This is a genomic window from Pedobacter hiemivivus (assembly GCF_005144565.1).
In the GTDB taxonomy this organism is placed as follows: domain Bacteria; phylum Bacteroidota; class Bacteroidia; order Sphingobacteriales; family Sphingobacteriaceae; genus Pedobacter; species Pedobacter hiemivivus.
This window is the reverse complement of the sequence record NZ_SWDX01000005.1, coordinates 256,523-274,061: the sequence shown is the minus strand read 5'-3', so window position 1 is coordinate 274,061 and position 17,539 is coordinate 256,523. Positions and strand designations below refer to the sequence as shown.

Here is a 17,539-nt window from a genome sequence, read left to right as displayed (position 1 = left end):
CTAGGCGCATTTTTGATAGATGCCCTCGTTTGAAAAAGTTGTTATTAAGGTAACAATTATGATGAGGAAGTATAATTTATACGATTATACGGCGAGATGAACTTCTCCAAAATTTTATTTTAAATAGACACAGCTTTATTTTAAAGAATAAATATGAAAAAAACTATACTAAAAATAGTAATGAGCGTGTTTGCGATTCTGTTTACAACAGCTTCGCTATATGCTCAGACAATCAAGGTTTCAGGGACTGTGACCGACGATAAGGGCGATGGGATTCCTGGAGCAAGTGTGCAGGTGAAGGGTACAAAAACAGCAGCACAAACAAATGGCGAGGGTAAATATTCAATTACTGTACCCAACGCTGGATCCATATTGGTATTTACCTATATTGGTTTTGATACAAAAGAGGAGGTTGTTGGCGCTAGGCGTTCAATCAACCCAAAATTGATTCCTTCTTTATCTGACTTAGATGAAGTAATTGTAGTAGGCTATGGAACGCAAAAGAAAAGAGATGTAACGGGAGCAATTAGCTCGATTACGGCAAAAGCGATTGAAGAAAAGCAACCGATCTCCATTTTTGATGCGATTCAGGGTGCGGCTCCGGGTGTAAGGGTAATGACTGGTTCTGGCGCTCCGGGTGATGAAAGCGATATTACCATTCGTGGAATGTCGACACTATCTGATAATGGGGTTAAGCCACTATATGTAGTGGATGGGGTACCAATGAAGAATATCATGTCAATTAATCCGAAAGATGTATTGTCTATCGAGATTCTTAAGGATGCTGCTTCCGGAGCTATTTATGGCTCTCGTTCCGCAAATGGTGTTATTTTGATTACAACTAAACAAGGAGAGGATGGTAAACCAAGAATCAATGTTGATTATTTGAGAAGTTACAGCAGCTTGTCGCGTCATATTCCTCAATCAAACCGCTTGTTAAGACAAATGTTTGATCAAAGAAGTAAGATCAGTCTTGATCCACATCCGAATGATTCTACAGCTTTTAATAAAAATGCAGATAATGACTATCAATCGTTGATTACTCAAACAGCTGTACGTAACCAATTTGATTTTTCGATGAGTGGTGGAAATCAAAAGTTAAATTACTTTAACAGCTTACAATATCTGGATGAGGAGGGTATTATATTGGCCAGTTTTAATAAACGGGCAACCATGCGTACCAATATAAAATATCAGCCATCTAAAAAGGTGAGGTTATCAACACAGCTTAGTTTTAGTTACCAAAACAAAAACAATATTAATGAAGGGAAGGTAATCCAGCAGGCGCTGCAACGTGGCCCGCAACAAACCCTATTTCTACCCAGCGGGGAGTATATCTATGACAATGGTGGAAGGAAAAACCCTATTGCAGAGGCATATCTACGTGAAAATCTAACCACGACCTACAGAGCGGTTATTTTTCAAGGTTTTGATTATTCCTTCACTAAGGACTTAAATTTCCACGCAGATGCATCTGCGGATATTCAACTTTTAAGGCACACCACATTCAACTCAAAATTGTTGGAAACTGGTACTAATCCAGCTAGCTCTGGACAGGATGAGACTAAACTTCCAATAAGAGCACAAGGAAATGCGGTATTAACCTATAAAAAAACTATTGCAAAAGACCACAATGTGAGCGCACTATTGGGTATGAACTTGGAAAAGAACTCGCTGGAAGAGATCAATATTGAAGGTAAGCGTTTTGTAAGCGAAAATGTACATACTTTAAATGCTGCGGGTGAGTTGAACTTAAGTGATATTTATTCAAAAGAAGGCGGTTCCGCATTGGCGGGTTTCTTTACCAGAGTAGGATACGATTATAAAGGTCGTTATTTATTGAATGCGACTTTAAGAAGAGATGGTTCTTCTGTATTTGGTCAGGAAAATAAATGGGGTTATTTCCCTGCGGCATCTGTTGGATGGAGGTTCAGTGATGAGAATTTCATGAAATGGTCTAAAAAGGTATTAACAGATGCTAAAGTTAGAGCTAGCTGGGGTATCACAGGTAATCAGGAAATTGGTGATTTTGATGCCGTTCAGCAGTTTATCTTTGGTACTTACTATTACAATGGCGTAAGTGGTGTCCGTACGAATACCAGATTGGGCAACAGTGGCTTGAAATGGGAAGAGACGACGCAATCAAACTTCGGTTTAGATTTAACCTTCTTTGATGGGAAATTAAGTTTTGTAGGAGATTATTATGTTAAAAAAACTAAAGATTTGTTGTATGAAGCTCCGCTTCCATTAGAGGTAGGTTTCCCTAATAAAGCAGTGATCAATGCGGGATCTCTTCAAAATAAAGGTGTTGAATTGATGGTTTCAGGGTATCCAATTCAAACTAAGGATTTTACCTGGCAAACATCCATCAACTGGTCGATGGTAAGGAATAAAATCCTTAGCCTACCAGGTGGTGATTATGTTGATGACAACTGGATCGTTGCACAAGGTAAAGAAGCCGGCAATTTCTTTGGTTACAAATATCTGGGCATTTATCAATATGATCAATCAAATGCTTATACTGATGATTATAAAACAAGGTTGATTCCACAATTTCAAAAGGATGGACAAGGCAACATCATCATAGGAAAGAACATGCAGGCAATTTTAACGGGTTATACCTATCCTAATGGTACACCATATAGTGGAACTCCTAAGCAGTTGACTACCAATGGTAACATTTCAAAGGGGGGAGACGTAATTTGGGAAAATCAGCCTGATGGAAGTGGCAATTTAAACGGTAACATTGGGAATGAAGATAAGATCGTAACAGGTTATGGACAACCAAGATGGAGTTTAGGTTGGACCAACAACTTTACGTATAAAAACTTCTCTCTTGCTGTTTCTCTTTACGGAAATTTTGGCAATAGTATTTATAATGATAACAGAAGAAATACAGCTTCTTTTGCAATTTCAAATACTACACCGGAGCCTTATTATATCTTGAATATGTATAAATATCCTGGACAAATTACAGATTCATATATCGGTGGAGATAAAGCAGCTGATAACGTGCGTAAAACCAATGATTACTATCTAGAGGATGGTTCATTTATCCGTTTACAGAATGTGCGCCTTGGTTATCAGTTACCTAAAAAACTTATTGAACGATTCCATATCCAAAACTTCAACTTGTATGTTTATGGTAATAATTTGTTGACTTGGACACAGTATACAGGGTTTGATCCGGAAGTAAAACAAAACAGTGTGCTTAAACCGGGACTGGATAATGGACAGTATCCAAGAAGAAGAGAGATGGGTTTAGGACTTGGTATAACATTTTAATAGAAGATCATGAAAAAGATTAGATTCACAATATTATTATTTGGAGGATTATTGATCCTGCTGACGGCTACAAGATGTAAAAAGTTTTTGCAGAATGATCCTGTTTCAACAATTACTCCTGGTAGCTTCTGGAAAGATAAGTCGGATGCTGATGCCTGGATGGCGGGAATATACAATTCCGTGCAGACTACAATAAATACAAACTGGTTTGACTGGGGAGAAGTTCGTTCGGACAATGTTAGAGGTGCAGGTACAGGAAATGCGCAAACCAAGTTTTTAAATAATGCCTTATCGGCAAGTGATCCGGATATTGCCGGTGCAACCAACTGGACAAACCTTTATGTGACTATTTCATTGTGTAATTACGGGATAAAGTATTATCCGCAAATGATGAGTCAAGACATTGGTGGAGCTACAGCAACTTATACTGACTATTTAGGTCAGTGTTATGGATTACGGGCATTGATGTATTTCTATGGTCTTAGAGTATGGGGTAAAGTGCCTATTATAACTGAACCTCTTGAAACTTATGGACAGCCAACTCAATATGCAAGATCACCGATCGCTGATGTTAAAAAAAGGATATTAGATGATATTGACCTTGCCTTAAAAAGTATAGGAACTAATAAAACCAACAAATATAACATCCAGAAAGCTGCTATTTATGCTTTGCAAACAGATGTTTACATGTGGTTTCAACAATATCCTGAAGCTTTAGTAGCCTCACAAAATTGTATTACCGAAAGTGCATGTACCTGGGTAACCAATGCTCAAAGCTGGAAGAACATGTTTACTGATCCAGCAACTTCAACAGAAACGATCTTTAATCTTTACTGGGATAATATTGAGCGTGGTGGGGGTGTAGGTGTTTGTGGAAGATTTGCATCAGGTTCAAACACAAATAACTACATGATGGCACCGAAACTATTTCAGGAGTTGTTTGATAGGATAGATCCGGTGACTTCAGCACATACTGATGGCCGTTTTACGACCAGTTTTGATATGATTACATACGCAACTCCAACGCTTTATAGTTCTCTTAATGGCCCATTTGGTAAATTTACTTTATTTGATCCTGCGGCAAAAAGAGGTGATGGTCAACCTGGTGGAGCCTTCGTTTACCAGCTAAATAATGAGTGTAATGTAAAGATCCCAATCTATCGTTTTGCGGATATTATGTTGTTAAGAGCGGAAGCTTTAGCACACACTGGAAAATATCAGGAAGCTCTGGATATCGTAAATAGGGTAAGAAACCGCGTAGGATACATGACTGCAGCTCTGTTAAGTGACTATACTGGAGATATCGTGTCAGGGATAGAGCGGACGATTCTTACAGAACGCCAATATGAGTTAATGGGCGAAGGTAAAAGATGGTTCGACTTATGTCGCATTGGACAGATGTATAATTTTACCAATGGTTATGCTTATTTGACGAGTGTAATGAACCCGATTTTAGGTTCAAGAACTGGCGCAACTAAGTATGAAGGTGCAAATCTAGGAAGGATTATGTTCCCAATCAATTCTGCAGCATTTAATGCTAATCCTAAATTGGTAGGAGACCAAAATGCTCCTTATGATGAGTAATGGAAGCAGTCTAACCTATTAGAGATATTAATATAGAGCAATTAAAAGCTTTACAACAGTTGAAATATAAATATATACTGATGAAAACTATTAAAAAATTAATCGCACCGGCAGTCTTAATTTCGTGTTTAGCATTTGCCGCTTGTGACAAGTTACCGTTGCAAAAAAATGAAAAGTATGTACAGTCATTTTACGATAGTAACATAAATATGAATGTGATGGATTTTATGAAATCACGGCCCGATTTGTTTTCTGGAATGCTGGAGGCGATCGAATACGTAGATAAAGATCCTAATTATAAGGATATAAAACCGCTGTATACAGCAACTGGTAATACCTATTTGCTGCTCACAAATAGTGCAACAAATGACGTTGAAAGTGCCAATAGTTATTTTTCTAGAAATCAGTTTGTAGATAAAGATCCTACGAGTCCAACTTATAATTTACCTGTTAAAGGCTCTGACTGGAGCCAGTACTCAGTTGAGAAGATAGCGATTTGGCTTAGGTATCATGTTTTAAAAGGTACATATGATTATAAGCACCTAAATTCAATTGGAAAATGGGTTGATACCTATGGTTTAACTCCTACAAATGACTCTGCGAAAGTATGGATATTCATGCAAGCAAGTCGTGAAGGCGCCTTGTATGTTAATAATTATGTTGGTGGAACAGGGACTGGGAGTCCTCGTACACCAGATTTACATGCGACTAATGGAGTAGTGCATGTATGGGATCGTTATTTTACTGCACCAACAAGAAGAGATATCATTAATAATAAATAATTATGAGAAAGTTATATCATACAGGCATATTCATGATACTTTGCATAGTTGCGGTATCATGCAAGAAAGAACCAGTTGAAATTTTAACCTTGAGTAAAGCAGGCGAAGAATTTTATTTTGGTGAAAAAGTAAAAGTTTGGGCGGGAACCGAAGGTGGCGACAATACCACAGTTTCGTATAAATGGACCACATCCGGTGGAGAATTTGATGGCTGGCGTACACAAAATTTGTTCGAGAATTTGTGGATAGCGCCAGCTGCAGTTGGCGAGTATACGGTTACCGCTACAGCTAACCGTGATGGTGGGGCTAGTAGCTCACGCACAACAAATTTAAAAGTAACAAGGTATTTCTTTGATGAGTTCCAGAGTAGATTTACATTTGATGGAAATGGTTGGGCAAATGCAGACATAACCTTTAATCAGATTGTTGACAATGACCCTTTAAAGTCAATTTTCGAACTTACATCTGCAACAGTTAATAAAGCAGGTATTTTTAGGAGAGATCTGAATCTTGCCCCACTGAAAATCCCACTTTCTGTACGTGCAAAATTAGGTTGGAAATCTTTCTTTAGAGCAGGTCAGCCTATCATTGTTTCTTTGTTCTTTAAACAGCCATCGGAAAATCCTAGCTATCCTTTCCTGAGAGAGATCAGATGGGAATATTACCCAACAGTTGATCCAGCAACTACGGATAGTTATCAGATTAGATATGAGACATTTACTCCGGCATCTGGAAAGTCAACCTTTAGTACTAACACGGCAGTATTGCCAGCTCCACTGCCTTTAATAAACCCTATAAAAGGTAAAAGTACAATCTTTAAATCTGCAAGTAACGTAGAAAAGAGCATAGCTTTTGCTATTGATGCAAATAATGTATTCACAACTTATGTGGATGGTGTTCAATGGTTTTCAAGTAATGGTATTAAAGACTGGTTAGCCTATTGTAAAACGACTTTCCCAGGTTTTGAAGATCCGCTTGCAAGCCGCTTCCAGGTCTCTTATCCTGGTAGGGCTAACGCAAACGAAACAGGTACCACAGGTTTTGTGAACAGTGTGTTCATTAACAATGATGGGACGATCCTTAAATAATTATTTGGTTTAGGTTTATGTGGCCGGAAAGCTTTATGCTTTCCGGCTTTTTTATACTAAAAAATTGCTGCCAATATAGTTGAATGGTTCGCTGATTTAAAGTAGTGATAAGTGTTAACTTATTGGTTTATTGCATGATGAATTAACCAAATGTAAATTTTGTATGAAACGCAATCTCATTTATTGCCTGTTAGGGCTAACTTTAATTGCTACTTCTTGTAAAAAAAAGAAATCTTTAGAAGGCGATGAAACTACCAATCCGCCAGTAACAAACCCGCCGGTTACTAACCCACCAGAAAACACAGCTTCTTTAGTTTATTTAGGTACTTCGGGAAAGCTGAGCTATAATAAATTTGCCAATGAGGGGGAGATTAATAAGGACAATGTAATTCCAGATTTTTCTAATGCGGGGTACAAAGGGGGTGGAGTTGCACTACCTGATGTTCCGGTAAAGAAAACCATTGCTGCGGTTGTAGGGGATAATCGCTTTAATATCCAAAATGCCATTGATGAGGTGAAAAACCTTCCTGCGGATGGAAATGGATTTAGAGGTACTGTATTGTTGCAGGCAGGAACTTATGAGGTAGAAGGAAAATTGGTTATCGATAAGAGCGGGGTGGTCTTACGCGGTGCTGGCCAAGGTGTTTCGGGCACCATTATTAAAGCTACACAGAAAGTGCAGCATAACCTGATTGAAATAAATGGTTCAGGATCTGGAATGCCAGAAGTAGGGGGGACAAGAACGAAAATCACTACCTCCTATGTACCTACGGGCGCAATGAGTTTTACTGTTGAATCGACTGCTGGTTTTACAGTTGGTGATCCTATTTCCGTTTATCGAGTGCCAAATCAGTTATGGATTGATGAGCTGGATATGGGACAATATGGTTGGATTCCGAGCGGTTATGACATTAATTTTGAGCGTAAAATTGTAGCCATAAATGGGAACACCGTTACTTTGAATGCGCCGGTTGTAGATCCCATGCAAACCAAATATGGTGGGGGATTTATCTTTAAAACTAATATTTCCGGTAGGATCAGCAATTCTGGTGTAGAGAACATCAGGCTCGTTTCTTATTATTTAAATGACGATGATGAGCTGCATGCATGGAATGGAATAGAACTGAACCGGACAGAAAATTGTTGGGTAAAGCAAGTTACCGCACAATACTTTGGGTATGCCTGCGTATCGGTAAGCACGATGTCGGTTTATAATACGATAGAAGAATGTGCGATGGTCGATCCAAAGTCGCAAACCACAGGCAGCAGGAAATACTCTTTCAATCTGGAAGGTGGATCTTCATTCAATCTTTTTCAACGTTGTTATACAAATGGTGGCAGGCACGATTATGTAACAGGTTCAACAGTACCTGGGCCTAATGTTTTTCTGGATAGCTATTCTACCAATACAAAGGCCGATATAGGGCCCCATCACCGTTGGGCTACCGGAGTGTTGTTTGATAATATATATGGTGGACAGATTATTGTTCAGAACCGCAAAGCAATGGGCTCTGGACACGGCTGGGCAGGTGCACAAACCATGTTCTGGAATTGTAAGTCGTCTAATTACGACATTAAGGTAGAAAGTCCTAAAGGTGCCCAGAATTGGGGTATAGGATGCGTGGGTTTGAAAAAAAATGGCGCAGGCTATTGGGAGAGCTGGGGAACGAATACGTTGCCTAGAAGTCTTTATATTGCACAGTTAAAAGATCGGTTGGGTGCTACAGCTGTTAACAATATAACAAGTGCCGGACAGCGAAACGGAGCGATATATGAATTGTTGCGTACCTGGGCAGGCGAAGGGAAATTGAATGTGCAATAAAAAACGGGCTGTGTTTTTTGCACAGCCCGTCTACATATTTTAACTTTAATTCTTTTTGGTACCATCTTCGTTTTTATCCACTACAGGGCGTTTGGCTCCATTTGCCAGTTCCCATGCGGTAAAGTAAACCAGTTTGGCTCTTTTGGCTAACATTGGGAAGTCGATTTTACTGATCTCATCACCTGGTTGGTGATAATCATCATGTACTCCATTAAAATAGAAGATTACCGGTATACCATGTTTTGCAAAGTTGTAATGGTCAGAGCGATAGTAAAAACGATTAGGATCAGTACGGTTGTTGTATTTTTCGTCAAGGTTCATTTTTACATAATCCTTATTGGCTTTTTTACCTATCCTGTCCAGATCACTGCTTAACATATCAGAACCGATGATGTAAACAAAGTTGTTATCTGAAGCATGAGCCGCATCGCCACGGCCGATCATATCAATGTTTAAATTTGTAATGGTATTTTTAAGTGGGAAGATTGGATATTCCGAATACCATTCCGATCCAAGCAATCCTTTTTCTTCACCTGTTACCGTCATAAATAAGATACTTCGTTTAGGACCTTTTCCAGCTTTTTTAGCTTTGACAAAGGCTTCAGCGATCATTAAGACTCCAGTAGTACCCGAGCCATCATCATCAGCTCCATTGTTAATCTTATCGTCGCCTTTGGCATTTGGTGTGATACCAATATGGTCGTAATGAGCGGTAATTACCAATACCTCATTTTTTAACTTAGGGTCAGATCCTTCCAGGAAGCCAAGTACGTTTTCGGCTCTCACTTTTGTCTCTGTCTTTTTTGCACTTGCACTAACCGCAATTTTCAATTCCTGAGATGCAGGTTTGCCGCTTTCAGCAATCTGCTTCTTTACTGCTTCAATTGTGGTTTTAGCTGATTTTAGTAATTGATTGGCTACTGCAGTTCCAATATAGATAACCGGAATACCTTGAGCACTGCTCATGCGGTCAAGATTTTCTTTTGTTTTCATCACCAATTGCTCAGCTTGCAAATAGCTTTTTAAATTATCTGGCATGGCATCAATCGTGGGGTCTATCACTAGTACGGCCTGTGCTTGGTTATCAGATAAATACTTGATTTTATTATTGATGTTTCCACCATTGCTTTTGTTGGCTGATGCAGGATCTCCTGTTCTGAAAATCATCACAGTTTTTCCTTGAACATTTAAACCTGCATAGTCGTTGTATCCTTCTTTGTTTAATCCATATCCTGCAAATTGTACGCTAGACGTATTAAAAGCAAATCCTTTATCAGATACCATTGGCGGTAAAACATAGAAATCTTTCAGGGGTTCAACAGGCTGGCCTTCTATAGTCAATACTTGCGAAAGCCCATAATTTACCATGTCTATTGGCTGAAAATAATCTCCCTTTACTGGTCCTTTTAAGCCTAGGTTTTTAAAGTGCGCCTTGATATAGTCAGCAGCCATCCAACCACCTTTTTTGCCCGTTTCTCTGCCTTCATATTCATCAGAGGCTAAAACAGAAAGGTGCTTGCGTGAATTGTCTTTATTTATGGTTTGACTAAACTTAATAGCTTCTTTATTCTGGGCAACCGCTGTATAGCCGATTAGCAGAATAAGACTGGTATATAAAAATTGTCTTCTCATGAGTTATGTGCTTTAGCAGGACATTTTATTGACTCTGGTCGCATGTCTACCACCTTCAAAAGCAGTATTCAAAAAGGCAGTTACCATTTCTTTTGCGACTTCTTCAGAAACAAATCTTGCAGGGATACATATGATGTTCGCATTGTTATGCAATCTTGCGAGTTCTGCAATTTCTTTTTGCCAGCAAATTGCTGCACGGATTTGTTGATGCTTGTTAGCCGTTATAGCCACCCCATTAGCACTACCACATACCAATACCCCAAATGTATAGTCTCCGCTTTCTACAGCATCGGCAACGGGATGGGCAAAGTCAGGATAATCAACAGAATCAGCTGCGTATGTACCAAAATCTTTCACCTCGTAATCATTTAAAAATGACCTAAGGAGTTCTTTGTATTCAAAACCAGCATGATCTGAACCTATTGCAATTTTAAATTTCTTATCTGTTGACATCTTTTAAGTTTATATTGATTATAAAATAAGGCGTTTTAATGTTTATTTACTTTGGCTACACCATACTGTTCTTTATTTCTTTTACGCTCTATGTTTGCTGAGATAAAGATACTTACTTCATAAAGGATAAAGAGCGGGAAGGCAACTACCATCATAGTGATCACATCAGCTGTTGGAGTTACCACGGCAGCTACGATAAGAATGATAACTGCTGCATATCGTCTGGTCGAACGCATAAATGCAGGCGTCATGATTCCAAATTTAGATAGAATGTAAATGACTACTGGTAATTGGAAAATGATACCCGAACCAATGGTTAATGTGGATACAGAAGAAAGGTATGATGTGATGGTAAATGTATTCTGTATATCAGGACTTACGGTGAAATTAGTTAAGAAATTAACAGACAGTGGACACACAATGTAATAGCCAAATAGAATTCCAATGAAGAAGAGTGTCGAAGCGAATACGACAAAATTACTTGCTGATTTACGCTCATTTGCATGAAGTGCCGGTTTAATGAATAACCACAATTCAAACAATATATAGGGGATACCCAATATGATGCCGACCATTACGCAGGCATTAATTTGAAGGGTAAATTGTCCTGCCATTTCTGTATTGATGATCTTTGCGTCGATGTGCGTAATACAAAAGTCAGAGCCAATTAGATTTGGCCAAGCCGCCGCCATTTTGCACATCATTCTGTAAGTCCAGAAATCGGGGTTTTTGGGCCCCATAATCAGATCGTTAAAAATAAAGTCTGAGAACCAGAAAGCCCCAATGGTAAGTATGACAATTACGAGTAACGAACGTAATAAATGCTTTCTTAATACATCTATATGGTCAAAAAAAGACATTTCTGCCTCTAACGCTTTTCCTTTTTCTTTTATGGCCCCGATCAGGTCACGTTTTTTATTATCACTCATGTAAGTTATTTGTAAAACAAAAATACCATTCTTTTATATAGAATGGTATTTACGTTTTAAATCTAGCAAATAGTTTTTGTCTTTATTCCGAAAACTCGAAAGTCTCCATAAATTTAGTCGTAAAATTACCAGCTCTAAAGTTAGGGTCTTTCATCAATTTTAAGTGGAATGGTATCGTAGTTTTTACACCTTCGATCACAAATTCACTTAAAGCACGCTCCATTGTACTGATGGCCTCTTCACGTGTTTGTGCAACACAGATCAGCTTAGCAATCATAGAGTCATAATTTGAAGGGATTTGATATCCTGCATAAACATGCGTATCAACCCTTACACCATGACCTCCAGGAGAGTGGAAGTTCGTTATTTTACCCGGTGATGGTCTGAAGTTATTAAATGGATCTTCAGCATTTATGCGGCATTCGATGGCGTGCATATCCGGTAAATAGTTTTTACCTGAAATTGGAACACCGGAAGCAACTTTAATCTGCTCTTTAATTAAATCGTAGTTAATTACTTCTTCCGTTACCGGATGCTCTACCTGAATACGAGTATTCATTTCCATAAAATAGAAATTGCGGTGTTTGTCTACCAAAAATTCTACGGTACCCGCGCCCTCATATTGTACAGCAATAGCTCCCTTAATTGCAGCCTCACCCATTCTATCACGTAACTCAGGAGTCATAAATGGTGAAGGAGCTTCCTCAACCAATTTTTGATGCCTGCGCTGAATAGAACAATCGCGTTCAGATAAGTGACAAGCCTTACCATATTGGTCACCAATAATCTGGATTTCAATATGACGTGGATCTTCAATGTATTTTTCTAAATAAAGACCATCATTGCCAAAAGCCGCACCAGATTCTTGTCTGGCACTATCCCAGGCACTTTCAAATTCTTCATCTTTCCAAACTACACGCATTCCACGACCACCACCACCTGCAGTAGCCTTTAGGATCACAGGGTAGCCTATTTCGTTGGCTATTACAATGCCTTCTTTTACATTATCAACCAAGCCTAAAGAGCCTGGAATAGTAGGTACACCAGCTTTTTTCATGGTCTCTTTAGCCGATGCTTTATCGCCCATAGAGTTGATTTGCTCTGGAGTAGCCCCAATAAATTTAATTCCGTAATCACGGCAAACCGATGAAAATTTAGCATTTTCAGATAAGAATCCGTAACCCGGGTGTATCGCATCTGCATTAGTCAATTCAGCAGCAGATATGATATTTGGAATACTTAGGTAAGAATCTTTACTTGGTGGTGGGCCAATGCAAACGGCTTCATCTGCAAAGCGTACGTGTAAACTCTCTCTATCAGCAGTAGAGTAAACAGCTACGGTTTTGATGCCCATTTCCTTACAGGTGCGAATAATGCGTAAAGCAATTTCGCCCCTATTGGCAATTAGTATTTTTTTAAACATATTTTCTTTCCTTTTCAGGGATTAAATTGGCTCTACTAAAAATAAAGGTTGGTCGTATTCTACTGGTGATGCATTATCAACAAGTACTTTAACGATTCTACCTGAAACTTCACTTTCAATTTCATTGAAAAGTTTCATAGCTTCAATAATGCAGATCACTTTACCTGTAGAAATCTCATCGCCAACATTTACGAAAAAAGGTTTGTCAGGGCTCGCAGAACGATAGAATGTACCGATCATTGGTGACTTAATGGTGATGTACTTTGAAGTATCTTCAACAGGTGCCGATGCTTTAGTTTCTGCTGGGGCAGCTACCGGGGCAGCAATTGGAGCAACAGGAGCAATCTGAGCTGGTACAGTTGCCTGAACAAAAGTAGGAGCTTGATTGGTCTTGATTGTGATTTTGAAGTCTTCCTGCTCAATAGCAACTTCGTTTACGCCCGAACGAGAAACAAATTTAATAAGTTCCTGAATTTGTTTAATATCCATTTTTTAGGTGTTATTTAGAAAAAATAGTACGTCTTTAGAACTATCTAAGTTAAGATTATTTATTTTATAAAATTAGTAGGCCCATTTTAAATAAACGGAACCCCAGGTAAAACCTCCTCCAAAAGCAGCCAATATTACATTGTCGCCTTTTTTAAGTTGACTTTCCCATTCCCACAAACATAACGGTATTGTACCATTGGTCGTATTGCCATAACGTTGTATATTGATCATTACTTTCTCAGCACCAACACCCATTCTTGATGCAGTAGCATCAATGATACGTTTGTTTGCCTGATGCGGTACTAACCAGGTTACCTCGTCAGAACTCAGCTGATTGCGATCCATAATCTCAGCAGCAACATCTGCCATATTGGTTACCGCAAACTTGAATACAGCTTGCCCTTCCTGATAAACGACATGTTCGTTGTTATCTATGGTTTCATGTGTTGCCGGTCTTGCAGAACCACCAGCTTTTTGATGTAAATATTGTTTTCCTGAACCGTCGCTTCTTAGGATAGAATCCATTACACCTAAACCTTCTTCATTTGGTTCAAGGAGAACAGCGCCGCAACCATCACCAAAAATGATGCAAGTTGTGCGATCCTGATAATTGATGATTGACGACATTTTATCGCCACCAACAACCAGAACTTTTTTATGTTTACCGGATTCGATGAATTGTGCACCTGTAGATAAGCCGAAAATGAAGCCTGAACATGCTGCCTGAAGATCGTAACCCCAAGCATTTTTTGCACCAATTTTATCTGCTAAAATGTTAGCCGATGCCGGAAAAGGCATGTCTGGAGTTGTGGTACAGAAAATGATCAGTTCGATTTCCTCAGCACTGATCCCACGTTTTTCAAGCAATCCATTCACAGCATGAACTGCCATGTCAGATGTACCTAAACCTTCACCTTTTAATATTCTTCGCTCTTTGATACCTGTTCTGGATGTAATCCATTCGTCGGTAGTGTCTACAATTGATTCAAGCTCTTTATTGGTCATTACGTAATCGGGTACATAACCATGAACAGCTGTAATCGCAGCGTGAATTTTACTCATTTTATTTAATAATTATTTAAATGCGGCTTGTATTTTTCCAACCAAGCCGGTTGTAATCATGTCCCTGGATTGCAGGATCATGTTTTTAACAGCCAGCGGACTCGAAATGCCATGGCCAATTACTACAGGAGCATTTACACCTAAAACAGGGCTGCCTCCATAGTTTTCATAATTAAAGCGGTCAAAGAATTCATCTTTTAACCCTCTTTTTTTAGTTAGTACATAAAAAGACTCAGCAAGCTTAAGCATTACATTGCCCGTAAAGCCGTCGCAAACAATTACATCGGCTTTATCATTAAACAAATCCCTTCCTTCTACATTACCCACAAAATTGAAGAGATTGGTATCCTTCATTAAAGGGAAAGTAGCAAGGCTTAACATATCACCTTTTTCATCTTCCTCACCAATATTCATCAAGGCAACTTTTGGGTTCTCAATTTGCATTACATATTCAGCGTACAAACTTCCTAAGATACCGAATTGAAGTAAGGTGTCAGGCTTACAGTCAGCATTAGCGCCAACATCAAGCATTAACCCAACTCCGCCGCTAAGTTTAGGAAGAAAAGTAGTGAGACATGGTCTGATAATACCGGGAATTGTTTTTACGCTAAAAACAGCGCCAACAAGCATTGCACCCGAATTACCTGCACTCGCAAATGAGTCAAGTTTACCTTCTTTAAGTAAATTGAAACCAATAGATATACTGGAATTTGGCTTTTGAACAATAGCCTTAGTGGGATGTTCGCCCATACCAATCACCTCTTCGGTATGAATATACTCAAAGTGATCCGGATTAAAACCGTTTTCAGTTAGGATGGGCTTAATTTGCTGGGTATCTCCAATAAGCACTATTTGCTCATCCGAAGATAACAAGGGATGAGCCGCTATTGCTCCTAAAACATTAGCTTTAGGAGCATAGTCTCCGCCCATTATATCGAGACCTATTCTCATAGTAAAAAATCAGTTTGTGTACTAGGCAAAATTGCCCTTTTTTAAAGGCACTAAGTTAAACTTTAGTGCAGTTAAAACACAAACTATTTTTCAAGAAAATTAACCTATTGAGGTGTTTTCAATAACCAATTTACCGTTGTAGTACAAGTTACCATCAACGTTGTAAGCGCGGTGAGGAATGTGTATCGCACCTGTTGTCTGACAAGTAGCTAAAGAAGGAGCTTCTGCTTTGTAGTGAGTTCTTCTCTTATCTCTTCTACTCTTAGAAATCTTGCGTTTTGGATGTGCCATTGTTGATTTATTTAAATATTATTATTTTAATTTCTTTAATGCTGCCCACCTTGGGTCATCACTTTGTTGTTGTTCTTCTTCTTGTGATCCTACTGCAAAACTTTCCAGTTTCGCAATCATCTCCTGGTCGCATTTTTGACCCTCACCGTTCTCTTCACAGACCTTAATATAAGGTACCGATACCGTGATGAATTGGTAAATCAGATCCGAGATATCAAGCTCACTTTCTTTTTTACTCAAAACGATAATCTCCAGGTCATCACTTTCTAATTCATCTTCAGCAAATTTTACAATCTGCCTTTCCTGTACATCTATTGGTGCCTCAAACTCAGCTAAACATTTATCACAATCTAATACTATCGTTCCTTTTATTCGGATCTGTAGCAATAGCATGGTCTCCTGTTTGTCAAGCTCAACTTCTGCTTTTAAGTTTCCTTTTTTTACTAAAGAGTATTCAAAAGCTTCAAAAAAGCTGTTATCAACCTCAAAATCAAACTGATGCTTGCCAATTTTTAAGCCTGTAAATGGGATTGAAAATTGTTTTAATGGTTTCAATTGTAACAAAATTTTAGCCCGCAAATGTAGAGATTATTTTCATTGGTTGCAAATCTTTTTTAATTCGCGTCATCTTTCATATCTGCGGCAGTTTCAATTACTTTCCCTCCGGTTCTTAATTGATTGCTTAATAAAGCCTCCTGTTCTCTCCTGTTCTTCACGATATGTGTGGCTGCAAAGATGGCTTCAATAAATGAAGAAGGATCTGCAAGGTTTTTTCCAGCAATATCGTATCCGGTACCATGATCCGGGGAAGTACGTACTATTTTTAAACCGGCAGAGAAGTTTACGCCCGTGCCAAAAGCAATGGTTTTAAAAGGAATCAAGCCCTGGTCATGGTACATCGCCAATACAGCATCAAACTGCTTGTGGCTGTCATTTCCAAAGAAACCATCCGCAGGGTAGGGGCCAAAACAAATTATCCCCTTATCAAAGGCTTCTTGAATAGCAGGAATGATAATCTCCTCTTCCTCTTTACCTAATAGACCATTATCACCGGCGTGTGGATTTAATCCCAATACCGCAATCTTCGGTTTTTCGATCCAGAAATCTTTTTTAAGACTCTCGTTCATCATCACCAGTTTTTTAACAATCTTCTCTTTGGTGATGCTGTGCGCAATATCTTTGACAGGGATGTGCCCTGTTACTACCCCAACACGAATATCTTCACTGACCATGAACATCAATACATCAGCACTGTTGCTTTGTTCCTGTAAGTATTCTGTATGTCCAGGGAACTTAAAATTTTCCGATTGGATGTTGTGTTTGTTAATCGGTGCAGTAACCAATGCATCAATTTCTCCCTTTATCAACGCATCAGTAGCTTTTTGAAGGGATAATAGTGCATATTTTCCACCAATCTCGTTAGAAACACCTAAATCTATTTTTACGTCTTCTTCCCAGCAATTGATCAGATTTGCCTTTTTCGGATTGGCCGAAGCAGGGTCGTTGATCACATTAAATGCAAAATCTGTTAATCCTAATGCTTTTCTATGATAAGAAGCAACTTTCGTATGTCCGTAAACTATTGGAGTGCAGTAGTCGAGAATGCTATTGTTCGATAAGGTCTTTAAGATTACTTCTAATCCAATCCCGTTTATATCACCAATGCTTATCCCAATTTTAATTTTATTGCTCATGCCTGAATAGAAATTTGGTGCAAATTACAGATTTTCACCTTAATGTTAGCCCGA

15 protein-coding genes are annotated in these 17,539 nt (G+C 38.7%); 5 read left to right on the top strand and 10 right to left on the bottom strand.

Features of this window, described 5'->3' with window-relative positions:
- Nucleotides 1-153 precede the first annotated feature (153 nt).
- The 5 genes from FBD94_RS14315 (at nucleotide 154) to FBD94_RS14295 (ending at nucleotide 8,561) form a co-directional block, all read left to right on the top strand.
- Nucleotides 154-3,285 (top strand): SusC/RagA family TonB-linked outer membrane protein, encoded by a 3,132-nt coding sequence (locus tag FBD94_RS14315; RefSeq protein WP_136880674.1) that lies wholly within the window; start codon nucleotides 154-156, stop codon nucleotides 3,283-3,285.
- 9 nt (nucleotides 3,286-3,294) lie between these two features.
- Entirely contained in the window at nucleotides 3,295-4,869 is a 1,575-nt protein-coding gene (locus tag FBD94_RS14310; protein ID WP_136880673.1) for a RagB/SusD family nutrient uptake outer membrane protein, read from the top strand.
- Between the two features lie 218 nt (nucleotides 4,870-5,087).
- Nucleotides 5,088-5,651 carry a fasciclin domain-containing protein gene (locus FBD94_RS14305; protein WP_165503561.1) on the top strand — a complete coding sequence of 188 codons (564 nt, stop codon included), beginning with the start codon at nucleotides 5,088-5,090 and terminating at the stop codon, nucleotides 5,649-5,651.
- A gap of 2 nt (nucleotides 5,652-5,653) precedes the next feature.
- Entirely contained in the window at nucleotides 5,654-6,739 is a 1,086-nt protein-coding gene (locus tag FBD94_RS14300; RefSeq protein WP_136880672.1) for a hypothetical protein, read from the top strand.
- A gap of 163 nt (nucleotides 6,740-6,902) precedes the next feature.
- Nucleotides 6,903-8,561: a hypothetical protein gene (locus tag FBD94_RS14295; RefSeq protein WP_136880671.1), complete on the top strand. Its 1,659-nt coding sequence runs from the start codon at nucleotides 6,903-6,905 to the stop codon at nucleotides 8,559-8,561.
- A 45-nt stretch (nucleotides 8,562-8,606) separates the two neighbouring features.
- On the opposite strand, the gene FBD94_RS14290 is transcribed toward FBD94_RS14295, so the two are convergent.
- From FBD94_RS14290 to pdxA, 10 genes are all read right to left on the bottom strand, one after another.
- Complete coding sequence (locus FBD94_RS14290) at nucleotides 8,607-10,193, bottom strand: M28 family peptidase (RefSeq protein ID WP_136880670.1); 1,587 nt, start codon at nucleotides 10,191-10,193, stop codon at nucleotides 8,607-8,609.
- Nucleotides 10,194-10,205: 12 nt separating this feature from the next.
- Nucleotides 10,206-10,646 (bottom strand): ribose 5-phosphate isomerase B, encoded by a 441-nt coding sequence (gene rpiB, locus FBD94_RS14285; RefSeq protein WP_136880669.1) that lies wholly within the window; start codon nucleotides 10,644-10,646, stop codon nucleotides 10,206-10,208.
- Nucleotides 10,647-10,681: 35 nt separating this feature from the next.
- Nucleotides 10,682-11,575: a twin-arginine translocase subunit TatC gene (tatC, locus tag FBD94_RS14280; RefSeq protein WP_136880668.1), complete on the bottom strand. Its 894-nt coding sequence runs from the start codon at nucleotides 11,573-11,575 to the stop codon at nucleotides 10,682-10,684.
- Nucleotides 11,576-11,657: 82 nt separating this feature from the next.
- On the bottom strand, nucleotides 11,658-12,998 hold the full coding sequence (accC, locus tag FBD94_RS14275; protein WP_131608275.1) for an acetyl-CoA carboxylase biotin carboxylase subunit: 1,341 nt from the start codon (nucleotides 12,996-12,998) through the stop codon (nucleotides 11,658-11,660).
- Nucleotides 12,999-13,019: 21 nt separating this feature from the next.
- On the bottom strand, nucleotides 13,020-13,487 hold the full coding sequence (gene accB, locus FBD94_RS14270; protein ID WP_136880667.1) for an acetyl-CoA carboxylase biotin carboxyl carrier protein: 468 nt from the start codon (nucleotides 13,485-13,487) through the stop codon (nucleotides 13,020-13,022).
- A 72-nt stretch (nucleotides 13,488-13,559) separates the two neighbouring features.
- A complete protein-coding gene (locus tag FBD94_RS14265) occupies nucleotides 13,560-14,549 on the bottom strand; it encodes a beta-ketoacyl-ACP synthase III (RefSeq protein ID WP_131608277.1) in 990 nt (329 codons plus the stop codon).
- A gap of 12 nt (nucleotides 14,550-14,561) precedes the next feature.
- Nucleotides 14,562-15,500: a phosphate acyltransferase PlsX gene (gene plsX, locus FBD94_RS14260; protein ID WP_131608278.1), complete on the bottom strand. Its 939-nt coding sequence runs from the start codon at nucleotides 15,498-15,500 to the stop codon at nucleotides 14,562-14,564.
- A 99-nt stretch (nucleotides 15,501-15,599) separates the two neighbouring features.
- Nucleotides 15,600-15,791, bottom strand: coding sequence for a 50S ribosomal protein L32 (gene rpmF, locus FBD94_RS14255; protein ID WP_084288924.1), 192 nt, complete (start codon nucleotides 15,789-15,791; stop codon nucleotides 15,600-15,602).
- A 21-nt stretch (nucleotides 15,792-15,812) separates the two neighbouring features.
- On the bottom strand, nucleotides 15,813-16,346 hold the full coding sequence (locus FBD94_RS14250; protein WP_136880666.1) for a YceD family protein: 534 nt from the start codon (nucleotides 16,344-16,346) through the stop codon (nucleotides 15,813-15,815).
- A 59-nt stretch (nucleotides 16,347-16,405) separates the two neighbouring features.
- Nucleotides 16,406-17,485 carry a 4-hydroxythreonine-4-phosphate dehydrogenase PdxA gene (gene pdxA / locus FBD94_RS14245; RefSeq protein WP_131608280.1) on the bottom strand — a complete coding sequence of 360 codons (1,080 nt, stop codon included), beginning with the start codon at nucleotides 17,483-17,485 and terminating at the stop codon, nucleotides 16,406-16,408.
- Between the last annotated feature and the right edge of the window lie 54 nt (nucleotides 17,486-17,539).